The sequence below is a fragment of the Desulfoluna sp. HI9BLuna genome, assembly GCF_056829775.1.
Genome location: NZ_CP186555.1, coordinates 3105385 through 3125263, shown reverse-complemented (window position 1 = coordinate 3125263; position 19879 = coordinate 3105385). Strand labels below are relative to the sequence as shown.

At 59.7% G+C, this 19879-nt stretch carries 16 protein-coding genes; 12 read left to right on the top strand and 4 right to left on the bottom strand.

From position 1 onward, the window contains the following. Positions 1-820 precede the first annotated feature (820 nt). The 8 genes from ACOYW0_RS12650 to ACOYW0_RS12615 all read left to right on the top strand — a co-directional run bounded on the left by ACOYW0_RS12650 (position 821) and on the right by ACOYW0_RS12615 (position 8664). A complete protein-coding gene (locus ACOYW0_RS12650; protein ID WP_180138684.1) occupies positions 821-1264 on the top strand; it encodes a SoxR reducing system RseC family protein in 444 nt (147 codons plus the stop codon). Positions 1265-1992: 728 nt separating this feature from the next. Next, the gene (locus ACOYW0_RS12645) at positions 1993-2373 is read left to right on the top strand and encodes a cytochrome c3 family protein (RefSeq protein WP_180138682.1); all 381 of its coding nucleotides are present in this window, start codon (positions 1993-1995) and stop codon (positions 2371-2373) included. Between the two features lie 154 nt (positions 2374-2527). Continuing rightward, entirely contained in the window at positions 2528-3832 is a 1305-nt protein-coding gene (locus ACOYW0_RS12640) for a 4Fe-4S dicluster domain-containing protein (protein WP_482418763.1), read from the top strand. Then, complete coding sequence (locus ACOYW0_RS12635) at positions 3825-4781, top strand: RnfABCDGE type electron transport complex subunit D (RefSeq protein ID WP_482418762.1); 957 nt, start codon at positions 3825-3827, stop codon at positions 4779-4781. Before ACOYW0_RS12640 ends, ACOYW0_RS12635 begins: the two co-directional genes overlap by 8 nt. A 1-nt stretch (position 4782) precedes the next feature. Continuing rightward, the gene (gene rnfG, locus ACOYW0_RS12630) at positions 4783-5388 is read left to right on the top strand and encodes an RnfABCDGE type electron transport complex subunit G (protein ID WP_482418761.1); all 606 of its coding nucleotides are present in this window, start codon (positions 4783-4785) and stop codon (positions 5386-5388) included. After that, a complete protein-coding gene (rsxE, locus tag ACOYW0_RS12625) occupies positions 5388-5981 on the top strand; it encodes an electron transport complex subunit RsxE (protein ID WP_482418760.1) in 594 nt (197 codons plus the stop codon). The genes rnfG and rsxE overlap by 1 nt, the downstream gene beginning before the upstream one ends. A gap of 18 nt (positions 5982-5999) precedes the next feature. Next, positions 6000-6575, top strand: a complete 576-nt coding sequence (gene rsxA, locus ACOYW0_RS12620) for an electron transport complex subunit RsxA (RefSeq protein ID WP_180138672.1) — start codon at positions 6000-6002, stop codon at positions 6573-6575. A gap of 385 nt (positions 6576-6960) precedes the next feature. Further along, entirely contained in the window at positions 6961-8664 is a 1704-nt protein-coding gene (locus ACOYW0_RS12615) for a bifunctional serine/threonine-protein kinase/formylglycine-generating enzyme family protein (protein WP_482418759.1), read from the top strand. A gap of 32 nt (positions 8665-8696) precedes the next feature. Here ACOYW0_RS12615 and ACOYW0_RS12610 read toward each other — a convergent pair whose 3' ends face one another. The 3 genes from ACOYW0_RS12610 to ACOYW0_RS12600 form a co-directional block, all read right to left on the bottom strand. Next, entirely contained in the window at positions 8697-9974 is a 1278-nt protein-coding gene (locus ACOYW0_RS12610) for an HAD-IC family P-type ATPase (protein WP_482418831.1), read from the bottom strand. Between the two features lie 345 nt (positions 9975-10319). Next, on the bottom strand, positions 10320-11000 hold the full coding sequence (locus ACOYW0_RS12605) for a zinc metallopeptidase (protein WP_482418758.1): 681 nt from the start codon (positions 10998-11000) through the stop codon (positions 10320-10322). A 55-nt stretch (positions 11001-11055) separates the two neighbouring features. After that, the gene (locus ACOYW0_RS12600) at positions 11056-11454 is read right to left on the bottom strand and encodes an acyl-CoA thioesterase (RefSeq protein WP_482418757.1); all 399 of its coding nucleotides are present in this window, start codon (positions 11452-11454) and stop codon (positions 11056-11058) included. 388 nt (positions 11455-11842) lie between these two features. On the opposite strand from ACOYW0_RS12600, the gene ACOYW0_RS12595 reads away from it, so the two are divergent. The 4 genes from ACOYW0_RS12595 to ACOYW0_RS12580 all read left to right on the top strand — a co-directional run bounded on the left by ACOYW0_RS12595 (position 11843) and on the right by ACOYW0_RS12580 (position 17606). After that, complete coding sequence (locus tag ACOYW0_RS12595; RefSeq protein ID WP_482418756.1) at positions 11843-14731, top strand: ATP-binding protein; 2889 nt, start codon at positions 11843-11845, stop codon at positions 14729-14731. Continuing rightward, positions 14715-15737 carry an HD domain-containing phosphohydrolase gene (locus ACOYW0_RS12590; RefSeq protein WP_482418755.1) on the top strand — a complete coding sequence of 341 codons (1023 nt, stop codon included), beginning with the start codon at positions 14715-14717 and terminating at the stop codon, positions 15735-15737. Before ACOYW0_RS12595 ends, ACOYW0_RS12590 begins: the two co-directional genes overlap by 17 nt. Positions 15738-15786: 49 nt before the next feature. Next, on the top strand, positions 15787-16833 hold the full coding sequence (locus ACOYW0_RS12585; RefSeq protein WP_482418754.1) for an HD-GYP domain-containing protein: 1047 nt from the start codon (positions 15787-15789) through the stop codon (positions 16831-16833). 191 nt (positions 16834-17024) lie between these two features. After that, a complete protein-coding gene (locus tag ACOYW0_RS12580; protein ID WP_180138657.1) occupies positions 17025-17606 on the top strand; it encodes a TetR/AcrR family transcriptional regulator in 582 nt (193 codons plus the stop codon). 1222 nt (positions 17607-18828) lie between these two features. Here the strand turns inward: ACOYW0_RS12580 and ACOYW0_RS12575 are convergent. Next, positions 18829-19629, bottom strand: coding sequence for an MBL fold metallo-hydrolase (locus tag ACOYW0_RS12575; protein WP_482418753.1), 801 nt, complete (start codon positions 19627-19629; stop codon positions 18829-18831). Positions 19630-19879: the final 250 nt, after the last annotated feature.

Sequence of the window (19879 nt, the reverse complement as noted above, 5' to 3'; positions counted from 1 at the left end):
GTATCACCCGCCACACAGTCTTGATAAACGTGTCACACGTCGATGAGCCGACGGGTCGTCCCGACCTCGGTAAGCCATGAGGTCGAGGTCACTTTACAGCCGGTTTCCAAAAATGTAAATACCCGACTTTTCACAACGATACCATTTTAGCAAAATGGTGACCCGGATAAAATGTGCCGACACATGGAATGGCCCCGTTGCCATACGTCCTGTGGCTCCACCGGGGACATGCCCTGCATCGGGCTTTTCCGGCCACCCCTTTCCATAACGGGTAAAGCCCCGTCTTTGTCCACTACTTCTTACAAAAATTATGCCACTTTTTCAAATGCATCTTTTTTCCATTGTTCCCCCGGACACCGCGCAACAACGCCAAATGTCTCCCCTTCCGAGCGTGCAACCCACCTGTTTTCCAAAAATCCGTACACAGGCCCGTCCCCATCCGTTATTTCGGACACGCTTCAGTCCCCAAGGCCCCCGTCCCCCCTTGAAATCATGGGATAATTTTTTCCCACCCACTATGGCACGCATGTTGTAATGTTTCTCTCCTGCCTGCATTGGCATCGGACCCGCATCGTCCCGGCCCCTTGTTCTGAGACTGGAAACCATCCCCCCGTTTTTCACTCTCTTGACCCGTTTGGCCGCTGTCGACGATGCGGGTTCCTCATTTTCGGATGCCTTAGCCCCGATTCCCCTGCCCCAATCAGCCCCCTCCGGAGCCACGGTTACCGGACCTTTGATTTTTGTGCGGGCATCTTATATGGTGCCATGTGCCCCTGCGGAAAAATGCGGGGATGGACCCAATCACCTTGAAGGACACACCATGAGACAAGAAGAAGGCATCGTCATCAAAACAGCATCCCACGGCCGCGCCTGGGTGGAAACCGTCCGCACCTCCGCCTGCGAGGGCTGTGCCTCCAAGGGATCCTGCCATGCCTCGGGAAAATCCATGGAGGTGTGCGCCATCAACGATGCCGGAGCCCACATCGGAGACCGGGTCCTCGTCTCCATCGGCACCGGCACCCTTATCAAGATGTCCCTTCTGGCCTATATCTTTCCGGTCTTTGCCCTCATGGCAGGGGCGGCCGCCGGAAACACCCTGGGCCCGGCCCACGGAATGAACCCCTCCCTTGCCGCCGGTATCGGTGGATTCGGAGCCCTGGCCGTCTCCTTTGTCATCATCCGTTTCTTTGAGGGGAAGATTGCCCGGGGGGACTCCTACACCCCACGCATTACTCGCATTCTTCCCGGAGCACCCCTGGCCTGACAACGGTCCTATCACGCAACCAACGTCCCTTCAGGGGAACCTTTTTTCAAGACGGCTCTCCTCTTTTTTCCGGAATTGCTCCTGTAAATGAGACCTTTTTTGTCCTGATTTGCGGAGGCAAGCCATTGTCAATCGCAGCTTTCCGCTCCTCCGAAACAAAAAATCCCCCTCCCGTTGTCAAATCCATCGCTACACAATAAGAATGTTTTCTGGTACAGTTCTTGCGATTAATTGCTTGATAATTTTTCACCTGGCCCAAGGGTGTGCCCGGTTTCATCATAGATTCACAGGGGTTCCCCCGGAACGGCCAAAAAACAGGGATTTCTCAGGCACGTGGAGTACACGGGACGGTTACCTCAATTTTGTCGGGCGTGCCGCCCCGGACAAAGGTGTCATCACATGAAGGGGGTATAGTCGGGGACCCGGGACCATGAACGACGTGCATCCGCACGCGGCGACCTCACCGGTCACGATACGTGACGCCGGTCAGCTGTCCGGTCGCTGTTTTCATGGACGCCCACGGTCCTTACCGCTTGACGCTGCCGTGAGAAACACACTCACTATTTAACCACCCAGGACTTAAGTTGGAAGAAGGGATGCAACACCCGTCGACACGCCGGAGGGTTTTGCACATGGGCGCCGGGCCTCGGCTCGCCCATGGCCGGAAAACCAAGGGCTCGCGTCTTCCGCCCAAGGCCTGCAAGGATGAGAGAGGAAGTTGACTTAGGATGCGCCCAGAAAACGAGAGGAAACTGGCCGTCATACTGGGATTGGTTCTGCTGGCGACAGCGGCGCTGTGCTACACGGTGCTGAAGCCTGACGCGCCGGAAGAACCGGTTCGTATGCTCTTCAAGGGAAGCGCGGGGGATGTGCTTTTTACCCACCAGATCCATGTCAATGAGTACGACACGGACTGCGCTTCATGCCATCACAACCTGGATGACGGTGATGAAGAGTACAACTGCAGCGAATGCCATGAACCCGGCGCGTCGGAAGACGACGATGTGATGGGTCGAACCGACGCCATACACGCCCAGTGTATCGGTTGTCATGAAGAGATGGGGGCAGGTCCCGCCGAATGTGCGGAATGCCATGCCACGCCAAAGTAACGGGCCTATTCGTCATGAGATGACGCCACCGCCCATGCCTTGACGCCCCCCTTGCCGGCGCCTGAAAGGCCATGGGCCCGACCCATGGGAACGTTCCGGGCGGCTGGACTCATCACCAAAACACCATCACAACACAGGGACTGAGACTACTACAATGATACGACGATCGTTTTTCGGCTACCTGGCGGCAAAACTGCCCTACGAGACGGTGCAGGGCGGACTTCCCGACCCCGTGGACACCGGTCTCCCCGGGGAAGTCACCCTCCAGATTCAGGTGGGTGCCGACCAGAAAAGCCTCGTGGATAAAAAGAAAACCATCCTGAAAAAAGGGGTGGAGGTTCAACGGGGAGCCCTCTACGGACTGTTTGATGAAGAAAAGCACGACCTGACCGCGCCGGTCTCCGGCACCGTCGGCAGCGTGGAAACCCGCACCGGCAACTACGGACGGCACTTCGCCCTGGTGAACATCGCCACCAGCGAAGAGGGAGAGCCTTCTCCGGCCTTTGCCGAGGCCCTGGACAAGGACGCCAAAGGCGAAACAAGCCTTGCCTTTCTGTCCCACCTTCCCGGACGCCCGCCCTTTGCCCGGCTCGGAAGCGACAGCATCCACACCGTAATCCTGAGCGCCCTGGAAAAGGACCTCTTCACCAACGTCAACCAATACGCCCTCCAGGCCCGCAAGGCCGACTTCAAGCGCGGCGCGGACTTCATCAAGGATCTGGCCCCCAAGGCCCGCGTGGTCCTGGTCCTTCCCCAGTACCTGGAGGCCGAAGCCGGAGACACCGGCTGCGAGACCGTGGGGGTGAAAAACCTCTACCCCAACGGCAACCCCCTCCTGCTGGCCAAGCGCCTGTCCGGCACCCCGGTGGAGGCGGGAAAAACCCTGGAAGAGGCAGGCTTTCTCTTCTTCAGCGCCGAGTCTGTGGCGGCCGCCGGAAAGGCCCTTCGCACCCGAAGCCTTCCCCAGGAAAAGCTCGTCAGCCTCACCCTTAAGAACAAGCAGACCAAGCTGGTCAATGCCCGCATCGGCACCCCCATCTCCCGGATCTTCGAGGCGGTGGGCGAGACCCTTGTGAAGCGGGACCACCTCATCGTGGGCGGCCCCCTCACCGGCATGTCGGTCTACACCCCGGACTTCCCCGTGGACCCCGACACCGACGCCATCCTCTGCTACGGCCCGGAAAACATGCCGCGCCTCACCGACACCTACTGCATCAACTGCGGCAAGTGTGTGCGTGTCTGCCCGGCCAACATCCCGGTCAACCTTCTTATCCGCGTGCTGGAAAACGGCCTCTACGAAGAGGCAGTGGAAAAGTACGATCTCGACGCCTGTGTGGAGTGCGGCCTCTGCAGCTTCATCTGCGTGGCCAAGATGCCTCTGTTCCAGCAGATCATGCTGGCGCGGCACACCCTTGCCGAGAGTAAAAAGAGTGCTGAAACGGGAGGCTCCAATGACTGATTCAACCAAACTGATTGTATCCCACGCGCCCTTCTACCGGGACGCCTGCACCGTCATGAAGCGCAGCTACCTCATCATGGCCGCTGCCCTTGTGGCCCTGATCCCCGGCTGGGTCATGTTCGGCGCCCCTGCCCTGGGTGTTTCCGCCCTGGCCGTGGCCTCGGCCATCTTCTGGGAGCTGACCGCCAACACCCTCATGAAGCAGCAGCCCACCGTCGGTGACGGCAACGCAGCCATGGTGGGCCTCATCCTCTCCATGCTGCTGCCCGCAACCGCCCCGTGGTGGATGGTCATCACCGGCACCTTTGTGGCCATCATCATGGGCAAGGTGGCCTTCGGCGGCATCGGGGGCAACCCCTTCTGCCCGCCGGCCCTTTCCGCGGCGGTCCTCACCGTGTCCTGGCCCTCCCTCATGAACTTCAACGGCATGCTCGTGGATTACGACATGATGTGGACCATGGTGGACCCCCTCATCAACGTGAAGTTCTTCGGCGCGGGCATGGCTGAGCTCTACCCCCCCATGGAACTCCTCATGGGCCACCAGGCCGGTGGCATCGGAGCGGTCTGCGGAGCCGGGCTCATTGCCGGCGGCATCTTCCTGATGATCCGCGGCATCAACCGATGGGAGATCTCTCTCTCCTTTCTGGCGGGCGTCTTTATCAGCGCCTGGCTGTTCAGCATGAGCAACCCGGACCTTTACGCAGGACCCGTCTTCCACCTCCTCAGCGGTTACACGCTGGTGGCCGCCTTCTTCCTGGCCACGGAAGACGCCTCCTCTCCGGTAAACGTCGTCCCCATGCTCATCTACGGCTTCGGGGGCGGGGTGCTCACCGTGCTGATCAGAAACAAAGGGGCCTGGGTGGATGGTGCCCTGTTTGCCGTGCTTCTCATGAACCTGGCAAACCCCATCCTCGACATGATCCGACCGAAAGCATTGGGAAAGGTGTAACATGAACGATATGTTTAAGATGGTACTGGTTCTCGCCGTCCTCACCTCCGTCTCGGGCGGGGTGCTGGCCGGGGTCCGAACCCTGACGATGGACCGCATCGAGTACCAGCAACTCAAATTTCAAAAGGAACCGGTCATTCGAACCATCCTGGCGGATGCGGACAATGACCCCATGGCCGATCGTTTCAAGGTCAAAGACGGCGAAGTGTCCCACACCATCTTCCCCGCCAAGATCGGCGATCAGAACATCGTAACCCTCGAAGCCTTCGGCAAGGGTTTCTCCGGCCCCGTGGGGCTGCTGGTGGCCTTTGACATCGACAACGACACCATCGTCGGCAGCGGGGTTACCATCTCCACCGAGACCCCGGGTTTCGGCTCCAAGGCCAAGGAGGACCCCTCCTTTGTGGCCCAGTTCGAAGAAACCGGCATCGACCAGACCGCCTCGGTGAGCAAGGACGGCGGCGACATCGACGCCATCTCCGGCGCCACCATCACCAGCCGTGCCGTGTGCGTGGCCGTCAACGAAGCAGGCGCCCTCTACACACGCCTGAAGCCGGAGCTGGTAAAACGCATGGACAACCTCGCGTCTGAAGGAGGGAGCAACTGATGGCCAAGTCATTATCCCAGGAGTTCGTCAAGGGTCTCTGGGAAGAGATCCCCCCATTTCGCCTGGTGCTGGGCCTCTGCCCGGTCCTGGCCGTCACCCGGTCCGTGGAGAACGGCATCGGCATGGGCATCGCCACCACCTTCGTGCTGGTCTGCTCCAACCTGCTGATCTCCATGCTGCGAAACATCATCCCCTCGAAGATCCGCATCGCCTGCTTCATCACCATCATCGCCACCTTCGTGACCGTGGTGGAGTTTCTCATGCAGGCCTTTGCCTACCCCCTCTACCTGAAGCTGGGGATCTTCATCCCCCTCATCGTGGTTAACTGCATCGTTCTGGGCCGGGCCGAAGCCTTTGCCTGCAAGAACGATGTCGCCCACTCCCTGGCCGACGGCCTGGGCATCGGCCTGGGATTCACCCTCTCCCTGGCTGTGTTGGGTACCTTCCGCGAAGTGCTCGGTGCAGGGACCTTTCTGGGGCACAGCGTTTTCGGAGACGCCTTCCAGCCCTTCACCTTCATGGTTGAGGCCCCCGGCGCGTTCATCGGGCTGGGCATTCTCCTCTGTCTCATGAACATCGCATCGTCGAAATAGAAAGGAGGGCGAGACACCATGACCGAATACATTTTGCTGGCCATCAGCTGTATCTTCGTCAACAACATCATGCTCACCCAGAACCTGGGGGCCTGCCCCTTCCTGGGGACCTCCAAGAGCATGGACACCGCCGTGGGCATGAGCATGGCCGTCATCTTCGTTCTCGTGATGGCGGGTATCACCACCTGGACGGTCGAAGCGGCGATTTTGAAGCCCCTGGACCTTCAGTTCTTAAGGACCGTGGCCTTCATCCTCATCATCGCCTCCCTGGTGCAGTTCGTGGAGATGTTCCTTAAAAAGAGCATGCCCTCCCTGTACGCGGGCCTCGGCATCTTTTTGCCCCTTATTACCACCAACTGTGCGGTAATGGGGGTCTGCCTCATCAACATCAACGAAGAGTACACCTTCATGCAGGCCCTGATCTCTTCGTTCTGCTACGCCACAGGCTTCGGCCTGGCCCTGGTCCTCTTTGCAGGGGTCCGGGAGCGTGTGATCCTGGCCCGAGTGCCCCGCCCCTTGCGGGACACCTCCATCGGCCTCATCACCGCAGGCTTCATTGCCCTGGCCTTCTTCGGCTTCAAGGGCATGGGATAGCGATTCTCCCCTGAGGCGAGATCTGTAAACACGAAAAAGGGCGACCCGTTACGGGTCGCCCTTTTTTTGTCTCCGGTGGGACGCTTTTTGAAAAAAGCGCCGCAAAAACGTCCCGGGGTTGAAGAGACGCTCCTTGATAAACAAAAAATAAAAGGAGTTATGGCCAGCTGTGATGCATCCCAAAAAAATAAAACCTGTTTATCAAACCTTTCAAACGTTTTGTCCCCGGCAGGGCCGCCGGAGGCAAAATCTAAATACGTTTGCCCTGTTCCAAAACCCTTGACCCACAGCACCTATTCTGACAACGTGTTATCGTAAAGCACACATGTGTTTTCCAAGGCCCCCCTTTCACAGCCCCTCAATGACCGACCAAGAGACCCTGACCATGACAAACACTCCGTCCCAGGACACCCCCAACCTCCCCATCGGCACGGTCATCCACGACAAGTGGATCGTCCTCGAGTTTGTCGCCAAAGGCGGCATGGGCGAGGTGTACAGGGCCCATCAGGTCAACCTCAAACGCGACGTGGCCATCAAGGTCATCTCCCGGGAATGGCTCCTCTCGTTCCAGGGGGACGATGAAGAGCTGGATACGGCCCTTAAGCGCTTCAGGCGGGAGGTGGAAGCCATGGCCTCCATCCGGCACCCCTGCGTCATCCAGGTCTATGACCACGGCCTCTTTACACCGCCGGACGGCAAGGAGGCCTTGGAATTCATCGCCATGGAGTTTGTGCCCGGGGCCACCCTGCGGGACACCATGACGGAAAGCGGTTTCGACCCGGAGGACGAATCGGCGGCCCGGTGGATCCGGCACACCTTTCTGCCCCTTCTGGAAGGGGTGGAGGCCATACATGCCGGGGGCATCGTCCACAGGGACCTGAAGCCCGAAAACATCCTCATGGACGGGGCCACCCCGAAAATCTCCGATTTCGGCCTTGCCCGCTCGGGAAAGTGGCAGGGCCTCACCCACACCATGGATATGCTGGGCACCCTGCAGTACATGTCTCCGGAACACATGGCCGATGTCCGCCGGACCACCCACCTGTCCGATGTTTACGCCCTGGGAAAAATCCTCTTTGAGGCCATGGCCGGGCCCGAAGCCTTAAGGTCCCTCACCTTCAAACAGGCAGGGCTCCCGTCCCCGGAGTCCCCCTTTTTTGAAGAGATCCACCGGATCATCGCCTCGGCCACGGCCGAGGCCCCGGAAGAGCGCACCGTCACGGTGGCGGAGCTGAGCAGCAGGCTCACAGGGGCCCTCTCCCTCACGGGCAGCCCGGCCACGGCTTCACCGAAAAAAACGGTGCCCGCCCTATACACATGGGCCATCCTCTGCCTTGTTGCGCTGCTGTGTGCCATCCTTGTCTGGCACTTCTCCGGCCCGGAACCGGCGAATCACCTCGGCGGCGGAGTAGCCGGCGAGCCTCCGGGGGGCCAGCCCCTCCTGGCGGAGAACAACACCACCATGTTTCGCATCAGCCCGCCCCGGGCCGAAGAGGGAGCCCCGGCCCCCTTTTACATGTCGGAAACCCAGGTCACCAATCTCCAGTTCATCGCCTTTTTGAACCAGCAGCCCAGGGCACGGGTCACCGTGGACGGCAACCGGGTCATGGGAGACGGCAGGCTCTGGATGCTCATGAAAAAACAGCATCTCCCCCCGCCTCCGGGGACGTCCGACCACCAGGCCCCCATTACCTTTAAAAAGGGACAGTTTGTTCTGGTAAGCGGAGACAGCGCCGCCTGCCCCGTGGTCAATATCTCGGGATACGCGGCCCTTGCCTATGCCGAGTTCTACGGCAAGGCCCTGCCCACCTTGGCCCAGTGGGAGACGGCAGCAGCGGTGCCTCCGGCCGACGATACCACACCGGAGCGCCTCCCCTTTCCCTTCCCCGTGCTTGTCTTCAAGCCCAACACCTTCGGCATCCGAGGCGTGGGTACACCGGTGATGACCGAGTGGGTCCTGGCCGAAGGGGACGTGGCCGCTGAGCCCGTCCTTGCACGCCCCGCCATGCACCCCAAAGCCGACGGAAGCGACACCTTCCCCGACGTGGGCTTCAGGCTTGTGGCCCCGGTAACACCGGCCAGCGATTAGCCCAAGGCCCGGGGCATCAAAAAGGCAAAAGCCTAAATGCGTTGGCCATAGCCTTTCCTTGTTGTGTACAGACTGCTCAACACCACGATAAGGCAGGCCAGGGCCGTAAAAACGCCCCAGATCATAAGGCTGGGATCCCGCAACACCCCGGGAAGCCGGGTAAGGCCCCGGCAGAGGCCTGCGGCAGAAGGAAACGAAAGAAGAGCGAAAAAAGCGGAAAAAAACAGGTTTCGATACAGGGTTCCAAGAAAAGAGCGCCCCGTGCCCAGGGCATGGACCAGAGGCAAGAAAGCGTCCTCCGGGGCGCCATGGGGTGGGTTGTCCTGGTCCACAGCCAGGTCGGCCTCCGCCATGGCCGGAGCGTCTTCCGGGCCACCTCCCACCACGCAGAGATATTTTCCCCGGCCACGCAGGGCAGCCACGGCCCCGCCCTTCTCCCCGGCAGGCAAATCGGCCAGCACCCCGTCCATGCCCAGTTGCGTAGCCAGGACACCGGCGGAGGCGGCAGGTGCCCCGGTCAGAAACAGCACGGTGAGCCCCATCTGTTTCAAGGAGATCACCGCGGCCTGCGCCCTGTCTGCCATGGGGTCGGAAACAGCCAGAAATCCCAGAACCGTTTTTTCGGATGCCACCACCAGAGTGGTGTTCCCGTCGGCTTCCAGGGCGTCCAGCACCTCCCCTTCGTGGTGAAAGCAGACGCCGTGGGACACCAGCCAGCTGGCCTTGCCCACCCGGACGATCCGGCCGTCCACCACCGCCTCCACCCCTTCTTCGTGGGGTTTAAAATCGGTTCCCCGGCTTCGGAAGTTACCCACCCGCTCGGCGTACAGCGCAACGGCCTTTGCCAGGGGGTGGTCTGACTCTGCTTCCGCTGCATCGGCAAGGCGCACCAGCCGGGATTCGGTCTCACCGTTCATGGGCACCGCATGGATCACCCGGGGCCGCCCCCGGGTCAGCATTCGGCTGCTGGAGAAAACCACCGTGTCGACCCGGCCGAACTGCGCCAGCGTCCCAGGTTGCCTTTCCCACAAAACTCCGGTTGGGCCTTTTCGCCAAACGGCCACGGGCAGGGCCAGCCCCACGACCCAGGGAAGGGCAAGCATGAGCACCATGGCTCCGCGCCCCAGGGCAAACGCAGACATCCCGATGGCGGAAACCCACGCCCCGCAGGTCACCACCGCAGCAAGGGCCAGAACGGCAACCAGCAGCAGCGCCGCCCGACTCGCAGATCCGGGCATGGCAGCCCCACGCCCTTTATTCACATGTTCCGAGCCACTGCCAGCGACACGTCCGTTGCCGTGCCCCACCATGCCTGGTGCCCTCATCTCTGCTTCGCCCATCTTACCCCATCCGTCCTTATATAAAAAAACACCCGCTACCCACCGGGCACGGCGACACGATAATCGAACCTGCGGGGAATGGCAATGCCGCACAACCGGTCACCCAGGGCAAACGCATGTAACAATCCGGTTGCCTCCGGCGGGTCGCTTTTTGAAAAAAGCTCCGCAAAAACGTTCCGATAATCAAGGAGCTATGCAAGGTTGGTGTGTACACCAAAGAGATAAAGCCTGTATGTCAAACGTTTCAAAAGTTTTGCCCCCCGGCAGGGCCGCCGGAGGCAAAAATCTAAACGCGTTGGCCTAGCCGGTCACCCTTCAGCGACGCAGCACCCGGGCCCAGCGCCAGACATTGAAAAAACCGGCCAGGGCCGCAGCCACATAGGTAAGGGAACAGGCCACAAGGATTCGTCGGGCGGCGGGAAGGTCCTCTTCAGGGATGTAGGAACCCGATTTAAGCAGGGGCAGGGCGCGGCGAAAGCTGGCGTCCAGCTCCACGGGCAGGGTGACTAGGTGGACGAGCACCGGCGTGATGAGCAGAATTCCTGCTCCCACCAGGATCAGGCGACCCATGATGGGAGCCTTGAGCACCACGCCCACAAGGGGAAAAACGATAAAGATCAGGGTGCCGCATCGATCCACGGCCTCCGACAGCTTGATGAGACGCCCCCGGGCAAAAAAAGGGGGGTACCCCCGGGCGTGCTGGAGGGCATGGGCCACTTCATGGGCGGCCACCACCACGGCGGAAAGGGTCCTGCCATGGGCAAAGGCCGGCCGTAACCCCACGCACTTTTGCCCGGGGTCGTAATGGTCGCCCAGCAGGGAGACCTCGGCCCGCACCTCCTTCAGCCCCAGGTCCTTGATCAGGAGACGGGCAAAATCCAGCCCGGTGCCCGAAAAATAGGCCTCCCGATTGTAACGGGCAAGGATATATCGTGCCCAGGCCTGGGGCCCGAAGAGAATCACCAGGATAAGAAGCGCTGCAACAAGAAAAATCATGAACACTCCCGTAACATAAAAGGGCACGGGCCATCCGCAGCCCTTGGGGTGCAGATCAGGCGGTCAGGGTCCCTCCGGCCAGGGACCGGTACCGCACCTCGGCGGGGAGGTCGCACTTTTTCCCCTGCTCGTCCAGCCTGACAAAGGTGATGGTGGTGGAAAACACATGCCTCTCATCCGTGGCACCGGGCTCGTCGGAGAAGACCTCCACACCGTACCTCACCGAAGAGCCGCCCTTTTTCACCGGCTCGATCTGAAACCTCAGGATGGCCCCGCTGATCACCCTCTGCTTGAATACGATATCGTCCATGCCGATGGTCACCAGGGTGCAGCCGGGAAAATCCCGGGACGCAACAAGCCATGCGTATTCATCGATCCATTTAAGCAGGGCCCCTCCAAAAAGATAGCCGTGGTGATTGAGGTGTTCGGGACGAACAATGGCATAGGTGTCCATAAGCGATTCTCTCCAGCGTCACTTGTTAAAAAGCGCCTTGCCCTGAGCCCTTCGGCCCGGAGGATTCGGCACACAAATCCTGTCGCGTGTCTGCGGCTCCCCTGCGGGCACACCCTTACCGGGCCGAGATAAGAGCCTTCTGCACTCTACACAGGCTCTTTCCGGGTTTCAATGCAGATTTTCTCACCCCTTTATGGCCGCTCCTTATCTGTGGTATACTGATTCATTGAAAACACCCCCTGCGATGCCTGCCCCGCCCCGTCACCCCGGAACCGGAGTCTCCCTGCAGGCCCTCTTCGCCATCGCACACCCCGACCCAAAAAGACCGGCACCATCCCTTCCCTTGCGGCTCTTGTGCCCATGCGTCGCCGCCCAAAGGAAACCTGCCATGAGCCTTCGCCTTAAACTGACGCTTTTTATGGCCTTGTTTACGGCCACCCTCCTCGGCGCATATCTCGCATGGTGGCTCCCGGCGTACACCCGGCGGGTCGAGTCCGACCTGATCACCCTGGGGGAGGCCGAGGTCGCCCTTCTTGCCGAGGCCATGCGGCCCGGCATCCTCTCCGCCCCGCCGGGGGGCCTCGTAGGGGCCCTGGAGCACACCCTTGAGACCTCTCCGGTCTGGAGCCGCATCATCCTGACCGACGCCCGGGGAAAACAGGTCTATCCCCCCACGCCAGAGCCCCCTGAAACCACGCCCCTGACCTGGTTCGAAGCCACCATCACCCACGGCATGGTGGAGATTGCCACCCTGCGCCTCGGCGCCAATGTCAAAGCCCTCACCGCAAAGCGCACCCAGGCCGCCGCCCGCATGGGCCTTTTGCTCATTGCCCTGCCCGGTATCCTTACCATGGCACTGCTCCTGTACACGACCCGGCGGATTACCCGCCCCTTGAACCGCTTGGGTGTTGCGGCACACCACATCGCACGCGCCGATTTTAACGTCGCCCTTCCGGGGGCCACAGGCGATGAAATCGGCCTGCTGACCCACGCCTTTGACACCATGAAGACCCGCCTTGCGCAGCGGGAACAAAAGGGCACCGAAGACCAGCTGCGCCTTTCGGCCATCATTAACAACGCAGCGGCCGGCCTCATCACCATCGACCACGCCGGGACCCTGCGATCCCTCAACCAGGCGGCGGAACAGATGTTCGGATACGCATCCAAGGATGTCCTTGGGCAAAACATCCGCATCCTCATGCCCCGGCCTTACCGAAGGGAGCACGACCGGTTCATACGGCGCTACCTCCAGTCCGGAGAAAAACGAGCCATCGGCATCGAACAGCAGGTCAAGGGCAGGCGAAAAAACGGCGAGGTGTTTCCCATCTGGCTCGCGGTCTCGGAGATGAAGCAAACCGAAGAGCCCCTGTTTGTTGGATCTATCCTGGAGATCACCCAGCAGAAAAGCGCAGACGCGGAACTGATGAAGCATCGGGACAACCTGCGTGCCATGATCCATGAGCGTACCAAGGACCTGGAAATCGCCATGGAAAAGGCCGAAGCCGCCAACCGGGCAAAGTCCAACTTTATCTCCAACATGAGCCATGAAATCCGCACCCCCATGAATGCCTTGCTGGGCTTTCTGGCCCTGGCCCTGGAAAAAGACGACTTGCCAACAGAACTTCGAAGTTACCTGGAAGTCGCCCACCGTTCCTCCTGGAGCCTTTTGGGGCTTCTGGACGACATCCTCGACATCTCCAAGCTCGAAGGAAACCGCATGGAGCTGGAGTTCACCCCCTTTGATCTCACCGCCCTGTTGCGGGACATCTCCCAGACCATGGCGGCAGCCGCCCGGGAAAAGGGGCTCTACCTGCGGTTATACATGGACACGCCCATGCCACGATACTGCTCAGGGGATCCCATGCGGCTCAGGCAGGTCCTCTTCAACCTCCTCTCCAACGCCGTCAAGTTCACCCACAAGGGGGGTATCACCATCCATGTGGAGTCCCTCACCGGCACGGACATCCATTTTGCCATCAACGACACGGGCATCGGCATTCCCGAAGACCAGCTGAAACGTATCTTTGAGCCCTTTGCCCAGGCCGATGACTCCACCACCCGACGATACGGCGGCACCGGCCTGGGGACCGCCATTGCCAAACAGCTCACCGAACTCATGGGCGGCACCATCTGGGTCAAAAGCGAGGTGGGCAAGGGAAGCACCTTTCACCTGACCATCGCCCTGCCGGAGGCCGCAGCACCCCACCAGGCCCCGCCGCAACCCCACGCCTCTGTGCCGGCGGCCCTTTCCGTCCTCGTGGCAGAAGACATCGATGAAAACGCCAAGCTCATCATGATCCGCCTGGAGCAGCAGGGGCACGGGGCCGTGTCGGTTGCCAACGGACAGGAGGTTCTCAGGGCCCTTGCCGAGACGCCCTTTGACCTGATCCTCATGGACGTTCACATGCCGGAAATGGACGGCCTGGAGGCCACCCGCAGAATCCGCTACGGCGATTCCGGCAAGGCTCCCCGAACCATCCCCATCATCGGGCTCACGGCCAGCGCCGGGAAACAGGATGTCAAGGAGTGCCTGGACGCGGGCATGGATGAAGTGGTCACCAAGCCCATCGACTTCTCGCACCTCTTTGCCGCCATGGAAGCCACCCTCCCCCGTGAAGGCCTCTCCCCACTGACCACCCCCGAGCCCACTGACGGCTCCGGCGGCACATGGCCGAGAATTGCAGGGGTCGACATGCAAAAGGCCATGACCACCTGGGGAGACCGGGCCGTATACCTCAAAGCCCTCTCGTCGTTCGTGCAAAAATTCAAAGCAACCCCTCAGGCCATGCTCCAAGCCATAGAGAAAGGGGGCACAGATGGCATCCACCAGAAACTCCATGCCATCAAGGGGGCGTCGGCCAACCTCTGCATGACCGAGGTTCACAGGGCCTGCCAGGCCCTCACCCCCTTGCCGGGCCCCGACGAAAGCCATAAAACGCGTCCTCTTCTCCTCACCCTCCACGGCGCGTTCCAACGGTTGGCCCAGGCCCTGACACTTCCGGACCGGAAGGCTCCGACCGCGACCCACCCCAAGCGCTCCCCGGAGGAAGCGGCAACCTGGTTTGCCGAGCTGTTCAACGCTCTGGAAACCGACAACCCGGACCGGGTCGCCCCCCTTCTGGAGCCGACTGTCGCCTGTATCTCCGAGGCACACACCCAAACCATCCAGGACAGGGTGGACCTGTTTGACTTCCGAGGAGCAGAGGAAGAGGCCAGGAAAACAGCCCGAGACATGAACATTTACCTAAACGGGGAAGCCCATGGCGCAAAAACATAAAATACTCGCGGTGGACGACGAGCCCGGCAATCTTCAGATCATCCGGCTCATCCTCAAAGACCACTACGACCTGGCCTTTTCCACCAGCGGGCGGGAGGGGCTCCATGCTGCATACAAGCATCGACCGGACCTTCTGCTCCTGGACGTGATGATGCCGGACCTCAACGGGTACGACCTGTGCCAAAACCTCAAGGCAGACCCCAGGACCCGGCGTATCCCCATCATCTTCGTCACGGCCATGGGGGATGTGGAGGACGAGAAAAAAGGGCTGCAGCTCGGGGCCGTGGACTACATCACCAAACCCATCAGCCCCCCCATCCTCAAGGCCCGGGTCAACACTCACCTGGCACTCTATGACCAGAACCGGGAGCTCGAACATGCCGTGGCCCGACGTACCCGGGACCTCCACTCCAGCCGGTTGAAGGTTATCCAGCGCCTTGGACGGGCCTCGGAATACAAGGACGACGAAACCGGGGCCCACATTATCCGCATGAGCCACTACTCCCGGATGATCGCCCTGGCCGCAGGCCTCTCCCAGGAGGAGGCACAGCGCCTCTTCACGGCCGCGCCCATGCACGATGTGGGAAAAATCGGCATCCCCGACAACATCCTCCAGAAACCAGGGCCCCTCACAGCCGAAGAATGGGTCATCATGAAGCGACACCCCGCCATCGGAGCGGAAATCATCGGCGAGGACGACTCCGAACTCCTGAAGTACGCCCGCACCATTGCCCTGACCCACCATGAAAAATGGAACGGCTCAGGGTACCCCGGAGGCCTTGCCGGCGAGGCGATTCCCTTTGAGGGACGCATCGTGGCCCTGGCCGATGTCTTTGATGCCCTCACCAGCAAGCGCCCGTACAAGGAGGCATGGCCCGTGGAAAAAGCCATGGCCCATATTGCCGACGAATCCGGCGGCCACTTTGACCCGGCCCTGGTCAAGGCCTTCATGGGCATCAAAAAACACCTGCTCTGGGTTCTCAACAAATGGGGCGACAAGGCGTGACCCATTGCACCCGCTGCCCGGACAACCCATCCTTACCAGGAGACCTTCCGTGGAAAAATGGACCATTTTGACCGTGGATGATGAGCCCATCAACCGAGAGGTCATCAAACATATCCTCAAAGATCACTACCGGCTGATGTTTGCCGAAAACGGGTTTAAAGCCATGGCCCTGGCCACAGGCAGCCTGCCGGACCTCATCCTTCTTGATGTGATGATGCCGGAGATGAGCGGCTACCAGACATGTGCCGCCCTGAAAAAGGACCCCAGGACCCGGAATATCCCCGTTATCTTCGTCACCGCCATGACCGACATCGAAGACGAAACCACGGGCCTGGAAATGGGTGCCGCCGATTACATCACCAAGCCCATCAGCCCCGCCATCCTCAAAGCGCGCATCGCCACCCACCTGGCCCTCTACAACCAGAACCGCACCCTGGACGCCAAGGTCAAGGAGCGCACCAAGGAGCTCAACAACACCCGCCTTGAAATCATCCAGCGGCTGGGAAGGGCCTCGGAGTACAAAGACGACGAAACCGGGCTCCACATCCTGCGCATGAGCCACTATGCCCGGTTGCTCGGTCAGGCCATCGGCCTGCCCGAAGTGGAGGTCAATCGCCTGTACAATGCTGCCCCCATGCACGACATCGGGAAAATCGGCATCCCGGACCGCATCCTCCAGAAGCAGACCGCCCTCACCGAAGACGAATGGCGCATCATGAGGCGCCACCCCAAAATCGGAGCGGAGATCATCGGCCCAAACCCTTCCCTTCTCCTTCAGATGGCCCGCACCATTGCCCTCACCCACCATGAGCGCTGGGACGGCAGTGGGTACCCCCGCCGACTCAAGGGCGAAGCCATCCCCATCGAAGGCCGCATCGTGGCCGTGGCCGATGTCTTTGATGCCTTGACCTCCAGGCGCCCCTACAAAGAAGCCTGGGACGTCAGTCGGGCAGTGGACTACCTCCGAAAAGAGTCGGGCCACCTCTTTGAGCCAAATCTGATCAGCCGGTTCATGGGCATCCTTCACCAGGTAATTGAGATAAAAGAGCGCCTCGCCGACCACCCGGACGCCGTGCATCGTGCGGCAGCCAACTGAAGCCTTTTCCTGTGGATAACCCGATTTTGCATGGTTTCCGTGGTTGGCAGACAAACTAACCGATCATGACTGACCGGCCACAACCAACCAGTATTCCAGCTGATAGCGCAACCGTTCTGCCTGAAACAATGGAGTGCTTCCGGGGATATCCACCCCTTGACATTAAATGAATGATCGTTTATTAAACTCCCATGAGACCCAAAGACGAAACCAAACGAGAGGCCATCCTAAACGCCGCCATGGTGCTGATCAACACCCTGGGTCTGGCTCACACCTCCATGTCCAAAATCGCACGGGAGGCAGGGGTCTCCCCCGCCACCATCTACATCTATTTTGAAAACAAGGACCACCTCCTCCTTACCCTCTACGTGGAGGTCAAACGGGAGATGAGCCGGGCCATCCTGGACAGCCTGGACGACGACCTGGACATCCGGGACGCCTTCCGCTTCATGTGGGAAAACCTCTACGCCTACTACCTGGCCTACCCGGACCACTTCGTCTTTGCCGAACAGTTCTGCAACGCCCCCATCGCCGATGCCGTGGAGGAAGAGGAGGCCAAAGGCTTCTTCGCACCCTTCACCCACCTCATCGAACGCGGCCAGAAAGAGGGCATCCTTAAGCAGGTTCCCATGGAACTCCTCGTGGCCTTTGCCTTCCACCCCCTCACCCAGCTGGCCAAACAGCACGTCAAAGAGGGAATCGCCATGGACGACGACGGCCTCGAAGCCGCCTTTTCCTGCGCCTGGGACGCCGTGGCCGCCCCCGAGGCATAAGCCACGTGCCTGAAAAAAGAAAAAAAACCTATTCAGTTGCCTCCGGCGGGCAGGGGCTACAGCCCCTGCACCCCAATATCGCAAATGCTCCGGGACTCGTTCCTCGCCCTGCGCATTTGCTGACGGGCTACGCCCGTAAGGTGTTGCTGAGATTAAGGGGCAATAGTCCGTATCAGGATGTTGCTCTCCTTAGGGAATGATGCACGAAGGCTCTGTCCCCACGTTCATCATCCAAGGCACCGCCTTTGCCTCTCTTCTTTTTTGCCCCCACCCCACGCCATAGCTGTCCCCTGTATCAGCAACACGAGACATTTTTTGATGATAACCTGACTACACTATTCGAAAGCTCCCCAAATACGCCCTCTCGTTCCAGACCGGTAACAAAGAGATGAAAAAGGTAGGTTATTAGTAGGTTACAAATAAACAATCGTTCATTCATGATAAAGTTTTCAAATCTTTCTGTGTATTGTGATGGCGTAAGACCGAATCCTTTTCTCCCAAATACACTCTATCTCACATAGCTTATGCCACACACCTTGTACCCTTAGAAAAGGAATCCCGTTATTCCTTGGGTATAGGCCTATCCCAAAAACGTCATCCTGCTCAGTCCCCATCTTAGAAGCCCATGGCAACGGGCCCACACTTTTCATCGGAAAGTGCTAAACGATCGTTCTTTTATTATATCTTTTTCGAAGCAGTATGATGATAACAAAGTCCAAGACCACTACACCCGATGCCACAAACGTCCTCGTCTAACATAGGCCCCCCACAATACCCATGCCCCTCTTATGGACACCTGTGAACAAACGATTATTCGTTTATTATAAACGCATCAAGAACACGGCGCTTTTATTCATGTTTGACTTCTATTACCGTTGGCTTCGGCGATTCGCAGGGGCAATGTGACCCTGAATGGCTATACAGACCAGAACATACGGGCACAGCCCGTCAGCACATATGACGAGCCCGAGGAACGAGGGCTTGGAGCATGTGCGATACTGGGGTCAAGGGGCTCAGCCCCTTGCCGCCGGAGTTATTCCGGTTAAACTTCTTCAGCGTGTTTTTAGAAGAATGAAATGGGCTTCTCCTGCAAAGACGGTTGCCAGATGTCACACATCACGCGAATGCCCCGATAACGCGGGTAGAATGGCTGCATCCATGCATTCGCCTCAGGGTTTCAAGGTGCCCCCACCTTGCCGCCGGAGGCAGGCTTTTTATGCGTCTAAAATGAGATCACGGGGGTGGGCAGATGTTGCTTGGCCACGGAGATGGAGGTGTTGCTGCCGCTGAGAACGCTGTAGGCGGCGGCAAGGGCAAGATCGGGGGTGTTGTTCTCCTCGCTCAGGTGGGCAAGGACAAGGTGGGAGAGCCGGGATCGGTCCACGGCATCCAAAAGGGTGGCGGCCTCTTCGTTGGAAAGATGGCCCACGCGACTGCGCACGCGCTGTTTCAGGGGCCAGGGGTAGTTGGGGTTGTCGTAGAGAAGATCCGGGTCGTGGTTGGACTCCAGGATCAGGGCGTTGCAGCCCGACAGGTGCTCTTTCACAAGGTGGCCTGCGATGCCCAGGTCCGTTGCGATGCCCAGGACCGAACCGGACGGGGTGGTGACCCGAAACCCGGAGGTATCGGCCGCGTCATGGGAGATGGAAAAGGGATGGATCTCCATGGCCCCCACACAAAAGCGCCTGCCGCACTCCATGGCCTGAATGTCCATGGTTTTGGTCTTGCCGAGCTTCTTGACCGACCCTGTGCGGGTGGCCTCGGTGATGAACAGGGGGATCCCGAACCTGCGGCACACCACCCCCACGCCCCCCACATGGTCGGTGTGCTCATGGGAGACCACCACGGCAGAGAGGGTCGTGGGATCGAGGTCCCGCTCAGCCATGCGCCGCTCCAGCTCACGGCCCGAAAGACCGCAGTCAAACAAGACCGCCGTCTCTCCGCCCTTTACGTACAGGGCGTTGCCCTTGCTGCCGCTGGCGAGCTGGCAAAAACAGTTTTCCGGTTCCTGAATCTCAGTCATCTCATGTCATCCCAAAGAATAAAATGCCTCCGGCGGCCCTGCCGGGGGCCAAACTTTTGAAAAGTTTGACAAACATGTCTTAACAGCTTTGCTATGAATTCCAGCGATTCTGACTGTTCTAACCTTTCGGAAAGTTTTTTGCGGAGCTTTTTCTCAAAAAAGCGACCCACCGGAGGCAACTGATTTTTTAAATGCGCTTGCCAATAAGCTTTCGAGGTGGCTCACCTCGCCGCCGGAGGCTGCTTTTTGG